This window comes from Bacillus marasmi, assembly GCF_902168435.1.
GTDB lineage: Bacteria > Bacillota > Bacilli > Bacillales > Cytobacillaceae > Bacillus_BU > Bacillus_BU marasmi.
Window position 1 is genome coordinate 98,404 of record NZ_LR656167.1, and the last position, 15,422, is coordinate 113,825.

16 protein-coding genes are annotated in these 15,422 nt (G+C 38.6%); 13 read left to right on the top strand and 3 right to left on the bottom strand.

Annotated elements, in window-relative coordinates:
• Positions 1–221: 221 nt before the first annotated feature.
• The 3 genes from FXW34_RS06430 to FXW34_RS06440 all read left to right on the top strand — a co-directional run bounded on the left by FXW34_RS06430 (position 222) and on the right by FXW34_RS06440 (position 2,650).
• Entirely contained in the window at positions 222–950 is a 729-nt protein-coding gene (locus FXW34_RS06430; protein WP_147533147.1) for an AzlC family ABC transporter permease, read from the top strand.
• A 10-nt stretch (positions 951–960) separates the two neighbouring features.
• Entirely contained in the window at positions 961–1,245 is a 285-nt protein-coding gene (locus tag FXW34_RS06435; protein ID WP_147533357.1) for an AzlD domain-containing protein, read from the top strand.
• A 130-nt stretch (positions 1,246–1,375) separates the two neighbouring features.
• The gene (locus FXW34_RS06440; RefSeq protein WP_147533148.1) at positions 1,376–2,650 is read left to right on the top strand and encodes a M48 family metallopeptidase; all 1,275 of its coding nucleotides are present in this window, start codon (positions 1,376–1,378) and stop codon (positions 2,648–2,650) included.
• Positions 2,651–2,714: 64 nt separating this feature from the next.
• On the opposite strand, the gene FXW34_RS06445 is transcribed toward FXW34_RS06440, so the two are convergent.
• Complete coding sequence (locus FXW34_RS06445) at positions 2,715–2,951, bottom strand: IDEAL domain-containing protein (protein ID WP_147533149.1); 237 nt, start codon at positions 2,949–2,951, stop codon at positions 2,715–2,717.
• 189 nt (positions 2,952–3,140) lie between these two features.
• On the opposite strand from FXW34_RS06445, the gene FXW34_RS06450 reads away from it, so the two are divergent.
• The gene (locus tag FXW34_RS06450) at positions 3,141–3,629 is read left to right on the top strand and encodes a competence protein ComK (protein ID WP_147533150.1); all 489 of its coding nucleotides are present in this window, start codon (positions 3,141–3,143) and stop codon (positions 3,627–3,629) included.
• 57 nt (positions 3,630–3,686) lie between these two features.
• On the opposite strand, the gene FXW34_RS06455 is transcribed toward FXW34_RS06450, so the two are convergent.
• Positions 3,687–4,067, bottom strand: coding sequence for a YhjD family protein (locus tag FXW34_RS06455; protein ID WP_147533151.1), 381 nt, complete (start codon positions 4,065–4,067; stop codon positions 3,687–3,689).
• 180 nt (positions 4,068–4,247) lie between these two features.
• On the opposite strand from FXW34_RS06455, the gene FXW34_RS06460 reads away from it, so the two are divergent.
• The 4 genes from FXW34_RS06460 to FXW34_RS06475 all read left to right on the top strand — a co-directional run bounded on the left by FXW34_RS06460 (position 4,248) and on the right by FXW34_RS06475 (position 9,875).
• Entirely contained in the window at positions 4,248–5,183 is a 936-nt protein-coding gene (locus FXW34_RS06460) for an LCP family protein (RefSeq protein ID WP_147533152.1), read from the top strand.
• A gap of 122 nt (positions 5,184–5,305) precedes the next feature.
• Positions 5,306–5,923, top strand: coding sequence for a TVP38/TMEM64 family protein (locus tag FXW34_RS06465; protein WP_147533153.1), 618 nt, complete (start codon positions 5,306–5,308; stop codon positions 5,921–5,923).
• A 42-nt stretch (positions 5,924–5,965) separates the two neighbouring features.
• Complete coding sequence (lepB, locus tag FXW34_RS06470) at positions 5,966–6,520, top strand: signal peptidase I (protein ID WP_147533154.1); 555 nt, start codon at positions 5,966–5,968, stop codon at positions 6,518–6,520.
• Between the two features lie 121 nt (positions 6,521–6,641).
• Positions 6,642–9,875 (top strand): winged helix-turn-helix domain-containing protein, encoded by a 3,234-nt coding sequence (locus FXW34_RS06475; protein ID WP_147533155.1) that lies wholly within the window; start codon positions 6,642–6,644, stop codon positions 9,873–9,875.
• Between the two features lie 32 nt (positions 9,876–9,907).
• Here FXW34_RS06475 and FXW34_RS06480 read toward each other — a convergent pair whose 3' ends face one another.
• A complete protein-coding gene (locus FXW34_RS06480; protein ID WP_147533156.1) occupies positions 9,908–10,597 on the bottom strand; it encodes a spore coat protein in 690 nt (229 codons plus the stop codon).
• Positions 10,598–10,811: 214 nt separating this feature from the next.
• On the opposite strand from FXW34_RS06480, the gene FXW34_RS06485 reads away from it, so the two are divergent.
• The 5 genes from FXW34_RS06485 (at position 10,812) to FXW34_RS06505 (ending at position 15,412) form a co-directional block, all read left to right on the top strand.
• Positions 10,812–11,987: a substrate-binding domain-containing protein gene (locus tag FXW34_RS06485; RefSeq protein ID WP_147533358.1), complete on the top strand. Its 1,176-nt coding sequence runs from the start codon at positions 10,812–10,814 to the stop codon at positions 11,985–11,987.
• A gap of 84 nt (positions 11,988–12,071) precedes the next feature.
• Positions 12,072–12,845, top strand: a complete 774-nt coding sequence (locus tag FXW34_RS06490; RefSeq protein ID WP_147533157.1) for an ABC transporter ATP-binding protein — start codon at positions 12,072–12,074, stop codon at positions 12,843–12,845.
• Entirely contained in the window at positions 12,823–13,530 is a 708-nt protein-coding gene (locus FXW34_RS06495; protein ID WP_147533158.1) for an ABC transporter ATP-binding protein, read from the top strand. Before FXW34_RS06490 ends, FXW34_RS06495 begins: the two co-directional genes overlap by 23 nt.
• A gap of 17 nt (positions 13,531–13,547) precedes the next feature.
• Positions 13,548–14,408, top strand: coding sequence for a branched-chain amino acid ABC transporter permease (locus tag FXW34_RS06500; protein WP_147533159.1), 861 nt, complete (start codon positions 13,548–13,550; stop codon positions 14,406–14,408).
• Between the two features lie 5 nt (positions 14,409–14,413).
• Entirely contained in the window at positions 14,414–15,412 is a 999-nt protein-coding gene (locus FXW34_RS06505; RefSeq protein ID WP_147533160.1) for a branched-chain amino acid ABC transporter permease, read from the top strand.
• The last annotated feature ends 10 nt before the right edge of the window (positions 15,413–15,422 follow it).

The following is a 15,422-nucleotide window of genomic DNA, read 5'->3' on the forward strand; positions in this document are numbered from 1 at the left end:
TTTTGAAAATTCAATTGGACAAATTCTTCTACAAAAATGTTAATCTTGTAAAATCGACAATGGTAAATGTTTCTGTTTTTTTAGGATTAGATAAAACCTTTTGCTAGACATGGATAGTATTCACTTGTATATAATATAATACAATGCGTATGTTATTTGTATTATTCAATTAAATTGTTTTGTTTAGTATTTTGCAATATTAATAGGTGGTGAGAAAGACCTTGGAAGAAATCGTGTTAAATAAACCTTCAACGGAATTTAAGAAGGGCTTACAGTCGGGATTGAGCATTGCGATAGGTTATTTACCAATTGCTTTAACGTTTGGACTACTTGCCAAAACAACAGGAATAACGCTTATTGAAACTTTATCGATGAGTATATTCGTGTATGCGGGGGCGTCGCAATACATAGCATTAAATTTAATTTCGCTTGGAACCGGGGCGTTTGAGATTATCCTGACAACATTCATTGTCAACATTCGTCACTTTCTTATGTCTGCGTCGCTCAATGAAATGAGCGAAGATGATTCCATTAGTAAGAAAATAGTTTATTCCTATGGGATAACGGATGAAACATTTTCAGTTGCAGCAACAAATGAAGGAAAAGTATCAGCACGTTACATGTTTGGTCTTACCTCAATAGCCTATTTGAGTTGGGTTATTAATTCAGGAGTTGGATATGTAATTGGTGCTGCTTTGCCCGAGACACTTCAGGAAAGTATGTCTGTTGCACTTTATGCGATGTTTGTTGGACTGCTAGTACCATCTCTTAAGAAAAGCGTGAAGGTTATTTTACTTGCTGTTTTGGCGGCATGCTTTAACTCTGTTTTCACGCTTAGTGGGTGGCTATCTACCGGGTGGTCGATTGTTGCATCCACACTTCTTTCTGCAGTTTTAATTGAAATGGTCAATTCGTTCAAGCTGAGACAGGGAGGGAGAGGCCTTGAATAATTTAATCTGGATGATTATCGGAATGGGGCTAGTCACTTTTATCCCACGAATGCTCCCGTTTGTTTTATTTAAAGGGAAGCAGCTCCCTCCATTTTTACAAGGTGTTTTGCGGAATGTTCCATATGCCACGTTAGGAGCGCTTATATTTCCAGGAATTTTATTAATTCAGGATGATATTTGGTACGGATTGCTTGGAGCGGGGGCTGCTTTTATTATCGCTTGGTTCGGTGCCAATGTGATTGTGGTCGTACTAGGCTCTATTGCCGTCTTAACTGTATATTCTTATTTCTTTTAAGTTTTTATTACATAGGAAAAACCCGTCAATTTGTGCGGGTTCTTTTTTTTGATTATGATAACGATGTTCTATTTCGTTGGAATTTTACTAAACATAATAATGAGAAGTTGTACAAAAAGGAGGACAGCAAATGGCACGAAAGCTTGGCATTTTTGCCGTATTACTATATGCCGTTTATGGGTTATTGATCTATTTTTACCTTTTTTATATTGCGGATACAGGCTTACCGTTTGAATATGGTGGCACAAAAGCTGATCCTGCTACATTTTTAAATGGCAGGGAACTGATGCTTACCGAAGAATATTCGCGAACGAGAAATTTACTTTTTTTCCTGTCAACACCACTTGAGTGGCTCATTTACTTTTTAATTTTATTGGTGGGATTATCGAAGGCATTTAAAGGCTGGGCAGATAACTCATCCAAGTACAAAGCGGCACAAACGGCTATTTATTTATTTTGGCTATCCCTGTTTTCTTATATCGCGACGTTCCCAGTTGGTTATATTAGCTATTCCCTTGCAAAAACGTATAATATTTCAACGCAAACGTTTGCGGGATGGATGAAGGATAATCTGATTGACTTCTGGATTAATTATTTAACCATGTTTATTACTGTGGCTGTTTTATATTGGCTGATGAAAAAGAGTGTGAAGCGATGGTGGTTATATGCTTGGCTCTTATCTGTTCCATTTACTCTTTTTTTAATGTTTTTGCAGCCAGTCGTTATCGATCCACTATATAATGATTTTTATCAGTTAAAGGATAAGGAGCTCGAAGCAAAGATTCTCGCTTTAGCTGAAAAAGCTGAGATTCCAGCGGAGCATGTATTCGAAGTGAACATGGCGGAAAAAACCAATGCATTAAACGCTTATGTTACCGGAATCGGTGCAAATTCACGGATTGTGTTGTGGGATACGACCTTAAATCGGCTTGATGATGAGCAAATTTTATTTATTATGGCACACGAAATGGCGCACTATGTAGAAAAGCATATTTACATCGGCATAGCTGGTTACTTGCTGCTCAGTCTTGTTGGATTGTATTTAGTATATCGGATTATGAATTGGGCAGTTCCGAGGTACGGTAAGGTGTTAAAATTTGAATCGGCTGCAGATATTCGTTCGTTACCATTTTTATTAATGGTTCTGTCAATGCTGATGTTCGTCTCTAGTCCCTTAAGTAATTTTGTATCACGTTACCAAGAAACTAGGGCTGATCGATATGCAATTGAAATGACAGAAAATCCTGAAGCTGCGATTGATTCATTTCAGGAGCTGACAAGAGCAGGGCTCAGTCAGGTCAACCCACCATTATTGGTTAAAATTTTCCGTTACGGACATCCGACGATGCTTGAACGGATTTCAAGGCTTGAGGAGTACGAAATTCAACAGCTAAAACAAAAGTAATAAAAAACAAAACCCCTGTTTCTACAGGGGTTTTTAATGGTAAGAAATTCGTTAGCTTTTGGACTTAAGATCCAAATCGCTTATTTAGTTCTCGATATTGTGTGGATAAATGAATGAATTCTTCTTGGTTGCGATCATCAATGGCCTGATCGATGAGAGTTAATAATTTTTCCCTTCTCGAAGTTAAAAGCACCTCAGACAGTAGCATCTCAATGTACAACTCCAAAACAAAGGATTCACTTGATTTTTTTCTATTCATGGCACCGGATTTCATTAACTCTGAATAAGATCTCTCTTTCATCGTTATCACCCCTGCAACCTTTTTACTATTATATGGAGTTTATATAAAACAATCAATAAAAAATTTCGAAAATTAAAAATATAATTTCTGGAATTTATGAATAAATTAGCAATTTTTCATCAAATTTCCTATATTCGAAAATTGAAGATGCTATTATATTTTTAGAATTTGAAAAGGAGATGAAAATCATTGAATCAAGAAAAGACATTATTATTTGTAGAAGAATATGAAATTAATCGTTTTACGACGCTGATAAGGCCAGTGCTGTACGGTGAGAAAGTGTATTCGGAGGTTTTTGAGCTTCAGGATCAATTTCTTGTTCCATTGCCACCAACGGTAATCGTAGATAAAAGCTGCAAATATTTCGGATCGAGTTTTCAAGGCAGAGTGACCGGCACACAACAACTAACGGGTTATCAAAGAAAGGTACCAATTGCGATTGATCCAACCTTCCACATTCTCTTCATGCCAACATCTTCGCCCTACAACCATGATTGTACTTGGTTATCCCATGAACATGTATTAGATTATCATCGAGAAGATTCCAAGAGCACACGAGTGATATTTCGAAACCAATCAACCCATATCATCCCAATGTCCTATAGTTCTTTTAATACCCAATTAGAACGGACTTCCCATTTGCGTTCAAAATTAATGCAAAGATATGATAAATGGTAAGTTTTTTGAAAATGTAAGGGTTTACAAATACAGCAGAAAGAGGATGACATGATTAGGTCATCCTCTTTCTGCTGTCCCGGGAATATGGCGCCGATATAAATAGTACTCCAGTAACTCCTGGACTTTGTTACGAATTCTTGGATTAAAATAATTATGGTGCTCCTCATAGCCTTTATAGAGGAACATAAACATCGTGAACGCTTCGTCCCGGTGGATTTCCTCAACCTTTAATTGATTCTGCTTCATCGTACGCTTGACCTCAGCTAATTCCCTTTGAATTACCTTTAGGGTTTCCTCCACTAATACAGAGTAGGGCTTTTTGAGCTTAAACGGACTTTTATCAATGACGTTCAAATCACGGTTCAACACTGTAATAACCATTGGTAAATAAATGGCTTTTTCCATCAAGTCACGTTCTTCCTCTGGAATTCTTGTCATATCCCATCCTTCTTTCGAGAAAAATAGAACATTTGTTCGTTGTTTATTTTACTAAAAATCATACTCCAAATCAAGATAATCTCATTATTAATATTTCAGTTAAAAAAAATTCCCCAAAAACAGGAAACTGATGTAGGATAAAAGAAAACATTATCATATAAAAATGAAAGGGCTAGGAAAATGAGATTAGAGAAAAACAAAAAGAAAAAATTAAGGTTGAAGAAAAAGTGGAAAATCACTTTTAATCTATTATTTGCCTTAATTTTAGGAATCATGATTTATTCCTACTATCAATATAAACAGGGACTATTGGTATCTAAGGGGAAGGTGGAGAAGGAGCAAATAAATTATCAATTTAATGGAAAGCGAGATCAGTTTGGTGGAACGAACATTTTATTAATCGGCAGCGATGCTCGTGAAAAGGAGACTTCAAGAGCTGATACGATTATGGTTGTCAATTATCACCCAGATAAAAAAACATTTAAACTGATATCAATTATGCGAGATACGTATGTGGACATTCCTGGTCATGGGAAAAATAAAATCAATACGGCATATGCGTATGGTGGTCCGGAGCTATTAAGGAAAACACTAAAGGAAAACTTTGATTTGGAATTACAGTATTATTCGATTGTTGATTTCCAAGGCTTTATACATGTGATTGATGAGGCGTTTCCTGATGGAGTCAAGATAGACGTAGAAAAAAGAATGGAAGAATACCTTGATGTTACTCTCGAACCCGGTGAGCAGATGCTCGATGGTAAGCATTTGCTGAATTATGTGAGATTTCGTCACGATGCCGTTGGAGATTTTGGACGGGTTGAGCGACAGCAAAAGGTAGTAAATGCCTTGGCAAGCCAATTTGCAAGTATTGAGACAATCCCAAAGCTTCCGAAGCTAGTTGGGGTAGTAAGACCGTTTATTAATACCAATTTATCGACGGGAAATATGATTTCAATTGGTTCAGACTATATGAGGAAAAAAGGCGAAATTGAAACATTGCGAATACCGATTGATGGTGGTTATGAGGATCAGCGGATTAGTGGAGTAGGCGCTGTGCTAAGGCTGGATTTCGAGAAAAATAATCAGGCAATTTATAATTTTCTAAAGAAATAAAATGCAGTTATCCAGATTTTTTTTTAATAGGAAAAAAGTGTAGAATAAAAATATTGGGGGAATGCAATTAGGAACATTGCCAACCAACTATTTGAGTTGTAGTAATTGAGGAGAGGCACTTAATGGATTTTGATACATTGAAAGAATGGTTTACGATTGAGAATATTATGACATTGATAAATGAATATCGATTACTTGGCCCGCTACCAGGGATATTACTTCCGATGCTGGAAGCGTTCCTACCATTCTTACCATTAGTATTGTTTGTGATGGCGAATGCCAATGCATTTGGCTTATGGTTAGGATTTTTATTTTCATGGATAGGTGCATGTGCAGGCGCTGTGCTGGTGTTTCTATTTTTTAGAAAATTTGGTCAACAGAGATTTTTGCGTTTTTTACACCGACATCCGGCAGTTGAAAAGTTAATGAAATGGGTGGAGGAACATGGATTTGGCCCGATTTTTCTATTATTGTGCTTTCCTTTCACTCCTTCAGCTGTAGTAAACATTGTGGCAGGACTTTCCAATGTTAGCATAGCTCAATATATGCTGGCAGTAATTGCCGGGAAAATGGTCATGATTTTTACCATTAGCTTTGTCGGTTATGACCTTAAGGCCCTCATCACTCAGCCGGTGCGTACGATTGTTGTAACTGTGGTCATCTTTTTATTATGGTTTGTTGGAAAAAGAATAGAAGTACGCTTGAATAGAAGTGCAAATAGAGAGCATAGCCGTGGATAATATTGAACAAAATCTTGTAGGAATGATAGAGGAGGAGACGTCGTGAAGGAAGAATTAAAGCAAGAAAGCATAGAATGGCTTAAAGCATTAGTAATCGGAATTATGATTTTTGCCTTCATTAGAACTTTTTTCTTCTCTAATTATGTAGTGGAAGGCGAGTCAATGAAGCCAACACTCGAAGATGGGAATAAGCTAGTTGTTAATAAAATCGGCTATCAAATCGGAGACTTTAATCGTTTCGATGTCATTGTTTTTCACGCGAATGAAACTGAGGATTATGTAAAACGAATCGTTGGGCTGCCTGGAGATCAAATTGAATACAAGGATGACGAACTCTTTATTAATGGAGAAAAAATCGATGAGCCTTTTTTAGATATATATCGGGAACAGGCGGCTGGTGGTAGACTTACAGGCGATTTCTCCTTGCTCGAAATTACGGGCGAGAAAAAAGTGCCTGCTGGGCAATTATTTGTATTAGGTGATAACAGATTAGGAAGCTGGGACAGCCGTCACTTCGGTTTCATCTCAATCGAACAAGTTGTCGGAAAAGTAGACCTATGCTATTGGCCGCTAAATGAAATGACAGTATCATTTTAACTGCAAAGAGTCAGGATTATTTCGTAATACGACATAATCCTGACTCTTTTTTCGACCACATTTTTACAAAAGCTATGATAAAGTGGTGGAAGATTCTGAAAAATCGAAAGAGGGATTAGGATTGAACTCAATTCCACTAATTCAAACAAAGCTGATGATACCCACTACTAAACATACTGACCTTCGACGTGCCAAATTAACAAAAAAATTAAAAACAATCAACAGTCATCCTTTAACGATCGTTCATGCTGGGGCAGGCTATGGAAAAAGTACAGCGATGGCCTTATATGTAATCGATGAAAAATGTAGCTGTTGTTGGTATTCCATTTCAGCAATGGATGATGACATACTACCCTTTTTAACCTACCTAGTGGCCTCGATTCGAACAAGTATCCCGCAATTTGGAAGAGAAATGGAAGCGTATATTAAAGAAATGGACCGATATATTCGGGAACAGGAGCTGCATTTGCTTTGCAGCATTTTTATTAATGAGATTCTCGCAATTAAGCAGGAGCTGCTTTTGATATTAGATGATTTTCAGCAAATTGAACATTCATATAATGTGAATCGATGGATGGAACTTCTATTAGAGCATATTCCGTCCAATTTACACTTAATTGTTATCTCGCGCAGTCGACCAGCTTGGAAACCGATTACGAGGATGAAAGCCAATCGGCTAGTATTGGAAGTGACAAAGGATGATTTAATGCTATCGAAGGAGGAAGTTGAACTCCTTCTAAATGAAATTTATGAAATGACATTGCCGCAAGCTGAATTGGATCAAATCTATCAATTGACAGAGGGATGGGTTATTGCCTTAGGAATGATTGCTGGCCAAACTGAAAATTATCAGCATTTGCGGAGTGGAATATATGAGCATTCAAGGTCCTTAAAGGAGCTGTTCCATTACTTAGCTATGGAAGTATTTGCAAAACAGGAGCCTGAAATTCAGAGCTTTTTGGAGCAAACCTCTATTCTGGTGGAAATGAATGAAGGGATTTGCAATGCGATTTTGGGTATTGAGCATTCCAAGCAGTTGCTTGAGAGGCTGACAGCAAAAAATTTATTTATCCAGAAAATGACTGATAAGGACTATCGCTATCATGCTTTGTTTCGGGAATTTCTTGAGAAACAGCTTCGCAGTAATTCAGCTCATGCAGTTATTGGATTACATGAACGGGCTGCCCTATTTTTTCAAAACAATCAAATGCTTGAGGAAGCTTTAATTCATTATGAAAAAATAAACCAAACGAAAGCAATTGCATCATTGCTTGAAACACATGGTTTAAGATTGCTGGTAAACGGTAAACTGGAAGGCTTGCTCGAACGTCTAACAAAGATTCCCGAAGCCAATAAGCAAGGGAGTTGTACCCTTTGGTTTTTACAAGGGGAAATTCACCGCTATCGTTCTAGCTATAAAGAGGCAGAAGTATGTTATCAACGCGCAATTGAGATTGCAGAGCTCAAGCATGATGTGATTGGCAAAAGTAAAGCGTTGGAAGGGAAGGCGAGAATTTATTTAGATACCATTCAACCAAATCTGGCTGAACGCCTGTTGTATGAGGCAATTGAACTGTTGGAGCAGGATGAACTGCATTCAAAAGCACAAATTGCTAGTCTATATCAATTGTTAGCTGAAAATTTAATTAATCTAGGGCATGGACAGAAAGCGGAAAAATGGCTTAATCGTGCGAAGTTGTTTAATGTTCCACTTGATAGTAGCTCTCTTGAGGCCAGGTTATATTTGCGGACTGGAAAATTCACCAGGGCAAAACAGATTCTTCATTTGACGAGGGAGGCAGAACAGGCAAGTAAATCAAGCTTACCACAATCACATCGCGAAACCGAATTGCTACTTTCAATCATTGCCGCTTTCACTGGTGAAGGTGAGAAGGCGAAGGAATTAGCCCAAGAAGGAATTCATCATGGATTAAAAATGAAGGCACCATTTGTTGAAGCTTGCGGCTGGATCCGAATGGGACATGCTGTTCAACTACTTAATCGCTATGATTCTACTTTAGCAATTGAGTGCTATGAAACCGCTTTAGAGATCATGGAAAGTCTTCACGTTGAAAAAGGAAAAGCTGAAAGTTTAATGGGACTTTGTTATTTATATGGTACAAAGGGCGAGTATCACAAAGCACTAGAAGTCGGAAAGCTTGCTTTACAAGAAACAGAAAGAGTGAAGGACCATTGGCTTTCAGGATTTATTACGTTATCTATCGGAATCGCTACCTTTTATAGTGGAAGGACTGAAGAAGCGTTAGCACACTTTCAGCGCGGTGATGATATGTTCTTGGAATGTAATGATGATTTTGGGCAGATGTTAAGTCATTTTTGGCTGGCGTATAGTTATTATCAGCTCGGCAATCATTCAAGCTTCAGCACCCATTTTTTATTATTTCTTCAGAAAATGGAATATGGACGCTATGAGTTTTTTTTATCAAAACGAACCTTATTTGGACCAAATGATTTGCAGGTTTTTGCACCATTATTAATTGAAGCACAGAAACAGCAAATCCCCTCTCCTTACGTTCCAAAGCTGCTTAAAGAAATGAATCTGATACGTATCAATTCTCATCCAGGCTACTCGCTCCGGGTCAAGGCCCTTGGTCAATTTCGTGTTTGGCTTGGTGAAAAAGAAGTCGAAAGTCGAAGTTGGCAAAGGGGGAAGGCAAAGGAGTTATTTCAGCTATTTATTACCAATAAGCACAAACTGATTCCAAAAGAGGAGATTTATCAAATCTTGTGGCCTGAGCAAACAGAAGCTAATGCTGCTCGGGATTTTAAAGTAGCCTTGAATGCTTTGAATCATGTGCTGGAACCGAACCGAAAGGCTCGCGCCAATTCCTTTTTTATTTTACGAGAGGGAGTATGTTACGGTCTAAATCCGAATGCTGGATTAGAAATTGATACAACCTTTTTTGAACACTATATGATGCTCGGTTTAGAGGAAAAAGACATGAATAAAGCCTTGAATTATTTAATAAGAGGGCTTGATTATTATGGTGGTGATTTTTTACCGGATCGGCTGTATGAGGATTGGTGTGTCCAAGAACGTGAACGTTTACTTAATTATTTTTTGCGGGGAGCGGAAAAGTTAGCCCAAGCTTGTGTTCGAAATGAGGATTATGACTCGGCGATTGAGTGGTGCCTAAAAATCATTAGCCATGATTGTACTTGGGAGGAAGCCTACCGATTGTTAATGTATAGTTATTTCCGGAAAAATAATCGTCCGCAAGCAATCAAATGGTTTAGAAAATGCAAGGATATTCTGGAACAAGAATTAGGTGTTTCGCCAATGGAACCAACTGTTCATATGTACGAGATGATACTTGAGGCTGAAATTGATTAGGAGGCTGTTTTAAAAAACAGCCTCCATTCCTTTTAATGCATATTATTGTTGTTGATGTTGTTCTGGTAATTGATATTTCCGAAGCCTGTGCTTGTGTTTTGCTGAATTTGTGATGTACCTTGAGCAGGGGCAAAGGAATTAATAATTTGCATCATATCTTGCTGAGAGAACTGTGGAACTTGGTAGCTATGGTGCTTATTTTGATAAATTGATAATTCATATGCCATTTCGACGCAATTCGGAATGGAATCAGCAAGGACGCGGCGTACCACCGGGTTGGTCGTTTCGCAAGCTGCCATCGTTTTAGCGGTGGCGTTGTTTTTACAGGTTGCAAGCAGGCAACCTGCGACAATTTCTTCTGACATTTCCATCTCAGATTGAATTGGTTTTTTAGGTTGTGTTGGCGTTAATCCATAAATAAAGTCGTTATTTTGCCTCATTTGATAACTCTGTGTTTCCTGAGCAGGGTTTTGCCCTGATTTAAAGCAATCCAACGTAATATTGTATTCGTTTTGGGTGAATTGATATTGGCGATCGATTATATCTAATAGCTCGGGATCTTTCACATATTTGCGCAATAAGGAATATTGATTAAGTGCGCCGATTGTTCCAGATAAAACCTCATGAACATCCATTACCTCATGGCCACCGTGATTTAATTGGGGTGGTACAGTCCCCGAGTGCATATTTATATGTGTTTGCCCTGGTTGTTGATTTTGCATGTTTACTCCCTCCAATAAAGATATTTCAACACTCGATTAGTTTGGTTTCATTTATAAAAAATATTCATTCATGTAACTGAATTGTAACTCGCCACCTTTATGATAGCTTTACAGCAATGATTAACGAATAGACGAACTAAATAATCCAGGGGGGAAGAGACAATTGAAAGCAAGTTCCCGAAATCTACTATTAGTCAGTGTACTTGCCGTTGTAATGATTTTTACCAGTGCTTGTAGCTCCAATAAAACCGGAAGTGATTCTAACGATTCGGGTAAAGAAAAAGCACCAATTAAAATCGGTGTACTTGCCTCGTTAACGGGAGGCTTAGAATCATACGGAAAGCAGACGCTTAGAGGCTTTGAGTTAGGTCTTGACTATGCAACTGATGGGAAAATGGAGGTTGCTGGAAGGAAAATCGAATTTATTACAGAAGATACTGAAACAAAACCTGAAGTAGCTGTTCAAAAGGCGACCAAGCTTTTAGAAGAGGATGAGGTTGATTTTCTAGTCGGATCTTCAAGCTCAGGTGATACGCTTGCAGTTCTACCGCTTGCGGAAGAATATGAAAAAATTATGATTGTTGAGCCAGCTGCAGCTGACAGTATAACTGGTACAGAGTATAATCCATTTATCTTCCGAACAGCTCGTAACTCATCACAGGATGCAGTTGCCGGTGCAGCAGCAATTGCTAAAAAAGGTGTAAAAATTGCTACGCTTGCTCCGGATTATTCATTTGGACGCGATGGTGTTACTGCATTTAAAGAAGCTGCATTAAAACTAGGTGCTGAAATTGTGCATGAAGAGTATGCAGATCCTGCTGCAACCGATTTCACTTCTAATATTCAAAAGGTGATTGATGCGAAGCCAGATTACTTATTTGTTGTATGGGCTGGAGCAAACTCACCGTGGAATCAAATCGCTGACATGAAGGTTCAGGAAAAAGGAATCAAGATCTCAACAGGTGCCCCTGATATTGCTGCATTAGCAACAATGGAACCGTTAATTGGCATGGAAGGATTCACTGTTTATTATCATGACCTACCGAAAAATGACATCAATAAATGGCTTGTAGATGAGCATAAAAAACGCTTTAAGGGTGAGGTACCTGACTTATTTACACCAGGAGGTATGAGTGCCGCTATCGCCATTGTTGAAGCATTGAAGAAAACAGAAGGCGATACAGATTCCGAAAAATTAATTGAGACAATGGAAGGAATGAAGTTTGATACACCAAAAGGTGAGATGACCTTCCGTCCTGAAGATCACCAAGCACTACAAGCGCTTTACGCAATTAAATTAGAGAAAAAAGAAGGCGTAGATTATCCCGTACCAGTGTTAATCCGTGAATTAACACCAAAAGAAACAGAGCCACCAATCCGAAATAAATAACGTAGCTCAAATCCTGCCAAATGAACTTCGGTAACATAGTTACCGGGGTTCATTGTCTATATTTCAAGAAGGTGGTGGTCTAATCTGACAACGATTATTGAAACAAATGGTCTTACGATTACATTTGGTGGCCATACGGCAGTTGACGCCGTAAACATGAAAATTACCCAAAACCAATTCAAATCGATTATCGGTCCCAATGGTGCTGGCAAGACAACCCTGTTCAACTTATTAAGTGGTCAACTCCAACCAACTAGTGGGCGGGTTATTTATCGGGGCAAGGATATCACACGACTATCACCTACCGCCAGAACACGTCTTGGTATCGGACGATCTTTTCAAATCACGAATGTTTTTCCGAACTTAACCGTGCTTGAGAATGTACGATTGGCAGTCCAATCTCAAGGAAAAGTGCGCTACAACATGCTTTCATCTTATAAAAAATACGCCCAATTTGAAGCTCTAGCGCTCGAATGGCTTGAACTAGTCCTCCTTGCTGATAAAAAAGACTCGCTCGCTGCCAATCTCGCTCATGGGGAAAAACGAAAGCTAGAAATAGCGATGCTGCTTGCACTTAATACAGAGGTGCTATTGCTAGATGAACCGACAGCAGGTATGTCATTGGAGGAAGTGCCTGCGATTCTTGAAGTAATAAAAAAAATCAAGGATCAGGGCAATCGGACAATTGTGTTAATTGAACACAAGATGGATATGATTTTAGAATTATCAGACTCAATCATGGTGCTATTTAATGGTCGTTTATTAGCCGATGGAACACCTCAGGAAATAATTGAAAACGAAACAGTTCAATCAGCCTATTTAGGAGGGGTATATGATGAGCGTCCTCTTAAAACTTGAAAACGTCGAAACGTATATCGATCAATTCCACATTTTGCAAGGTGTTTCATTGGAAGTGAAAAAAGGAGAAGTAACGGTCTTACTCGGTAGAAATGGTGCAGGAAAAACAACAACATTAAGAACAATCATGGGCTTGAATAAAGCTACTAGCGGGTCAATCCTTTATAAAAATAAACCAATCCAAACATTCCCCACTTATATGATTGCACAGCATGGTATTGGTTATGTCCCGGAAGATCAAGGGATTTTTGCAGAACTAACAGTTGAGGAAAACATGAAGGTTGCGATGAGACAAGAAAATGAGCAAACAAAAGAGCGGCTGTTCTCAATATTGGAGCTTTTTCCTGATTTAAAAAGGTTTTGGAAAAAACCAGGTGGCTTGTTAAGTGGTGGGCAGAAGCAAATGCTGTCCATCGCTAGGGCTTATGTCAATGAAAATGAGCTACTGCTTATCGATGAACCAAGCAAAGGCTTAGCCCCGATAGTTGTTGAAAAAGTGATGGAATCAATAATGCAAATAAAAGAAAAAACGACGATTATTCTCGTTGAACAAAATTATATGATGGCGAGTAACGTAGGAGACCATTTTTACATTGTGGATGATGGTCGAACCGTATTGGATGGAAGGATGTCACTCTTAAAAGAAGATGAACAATTACGTCGCAAATACCTTGGGATTGCCTAGGAAAGGGGGCTGAATAAATGGAGGTATTAGTCAATCTCACCTTAAACGGTTTAGCGACAGGAATGTTGATCTTTTTGTTAGCTGCTGGATTAACCCTTATTTTTGGTTTGATGGATGTCCTTAATTTTGCCCATGGTGGTTTGTTTGCATGGGGAGCTTATAGTGGAATTTGGATTTATGCAGAAACAAATAGCTTTTTTATCGGGATGATTGGTGCGATATTAACGGGCTGTTTGCTTGGAATCATTACTGAGAAATGGATTATTAAACCGGTATATGGCAATCATGTCCAACAAATATTAATTACGCTTGGCTTGATGTTAGTTTTATCTGAAATGCTGAAGGTTGTTTGGGGACCGAATCAAATTTCTGCTGCTCCGCCAGATTATTTAGCAGGAAGCTGGGAACTTGGTGGTGTTATCATCATCAAATATCGAGTATTTATCATTTTAATTGGACTGTTAATTTATGGGATAGTCCAGTATACACTAAAAAATACGAAAATCGGCCTTGTCGTTCGTGCCGGAGTAATGAATAAGGAAATGGTGCAGGCACTTGGCATTAATATTCAAAGGGTATTTATGCTCGTATTTATGGTAGGTGCAGGTATGGCTGCTTTAGGTGGCGTACTTCTTGGACCGTATTCAGGGGTTATCCATGCGGAAATGGGAATGGAGTTTGCCATACTTGCCTTCATCGTTGTTGTGATTGGGGGCATGGGGAATTTCTCTGGTTCCATTTTGGCAGCAATTCTTGTTGGACTTTCAGGCTCATTTATGGCCTATTATGTTCCAGATTTGGCTTTAGCTGTGAATATGTTACTCATGGCGATTGTATTAATCTTTAGACCACAGGGTTTGTTCGGAATGAGAGGGTGAATTCGATGCAATGGATGAACAATAATCGTTCTACTTTTCTACTCCTAATGTGCGGAATTGTCCTACTTATTCTTCCTTTTGTGTATGAATCTCGCAGCCTACTTATCTTACTCACCCAAGTATTTATTTTTGCAATATTTGCGATGAGCTACGATTTACTGCTTGGCTTTACTGGAATTGTCTCATTTGGGCATGCGATGTATTTCGGAATAGGTGCATATTCGTTTGCGATCATCATGAAGCAGTTTGAGCCAACTGAGGTATATATGTTTCTCGCTCTTGCCGTGACGATTGTTCTATCAGCGCTAGTGAGTTGGATTGTTGGCATGTTGTCGCTGAGGTTAAAAAGCCATTACTATGCAATGTTAACCCTTGCGTTAGCCGGCTTATTCTTAGTGGCTGCAGAGAAGTGGCGAACATTAACGTACGGAAATGACGGGTTTACATTTCGGGTTCCAGGGTTGTTAAAGGATCGCACCGATTTTTATTTAATTTGTCTCATTGGCATGTTGGTAGTGTTTTTATTGTTAAAACGGTTTACAAATTCTCCAGTTGGCAAAGTGTTGCAAGCAATTAGGGAAAATGAAAAAAGAACAGAATCACTAGGGTTCCAAGTCATCCATTATAAAATCATTGCCAGTGTGGTGTCAGGTATATTGGCCGGAATATCGGGATGTCTTTATGCGGTGTCGCTCCGCTTTGTAAACACGAGCGTCTTTGCTCTAGATATTACGCTTGATGCATTGTTGATGACGATTATTGGTGGGGTTGGAACACTAATTGGAGCAATTATTGGTGCTGGACTTATTGAATTTGCTCACCACTGGCTGACTGAACTTGCGAAAACACACTGGATTTTTGAAAGATGGATCATCTTTTTTGGGATAATTTATATTCTCGTTGTTATGTTTTTCCCACTTGGAATTATTGGGACACTTAGGTCGCTTACCTTTAGACGAAATAAACGACCTTCACAAAAATCGGAGCAAAAGCTGACTGGTTAGTCCTGATGTT

Excerpts from the sequence above, each read along its gene's own strand:
- FXW34_RS06505 (WP_147533160.1), top strand. The coding sequence starts at position 14,414 with ATGCAATGGATGAACAATAATCGTTCTACTTTTCTACTCCTAATGTGC.
- FXW34_RS06495 (WP_147533158.1), top strand. The coding sequence starts at position 12,823 with ATGAGCGTCCTCTTAAAACTTGAAAACGTCGAAACGTATATCGATCAA.
- FXW34_RS06435 (WP_147533357.1), top strand. The coding sequence starts at position 961 with ATGATTATCGGAATGGGGCTAGTCACTTTTATCCCACGAATGCTCCCG.
- FXW34_RS06485 (WP_147533358.1), top strand. The coding sequence starts at position 10,812 with ATGATTTTTACCAGTGCTTGTAGCTCCAATAAAACCGGAAGTGATTCT.
- FXW34_RS06480 (WP_147533156.1), bottom strand. The coding sequence starts at position 10,597 with ATGCAAAATCAACAACCAGGGCAAACACATATAAATATGCACTCGGGG.
- FXW34_RS06455 (WP_147533151.1), bottom strand. The coding sequence starts at position 4,067 with ATGACAAGAATTCCAGAGGAAGAACGTGACTTGATGGAAAAAGCCATT.
- FXW34_RS06500 (WP_147533159.1), top strand. The coding sequence starts at position 13,548 with ATGGAGGTATTAGTCAATCTCACCTTAAACGGTTTAGCGACAGGAATG.
- FXW34_RS06460 (WP_147533152.1), top strand. The coding sequence starts at position 4,248 with ATGAGATTAGAGAAAAACAAAAAGAAAAAATTAAGGTTGAAGAAAAAG.
- FXW34_RS06440 (WP_147533148.1), top strand. The coding sequence starts at position 1,376 with ATGGCACGAAAGCTTGGCATTTTTGCCGTATTACTATATGCCGTTTAT.
- FXW34_RS06465 (WP_147533153.1), top strand. The coding sequence starts at position 5,306 with ATGGATTTTGATACATTGAAAGAATGGTTTACGATTGAGAATATTATG.
- FXW34_RS06445 (WP_147533149.1), bottom strand. The coding sequence starts at position 2,951 with ATGAAAGAGAGATCTTATTCAGAGTTAATGAAATCCGGTGCCATGAAT.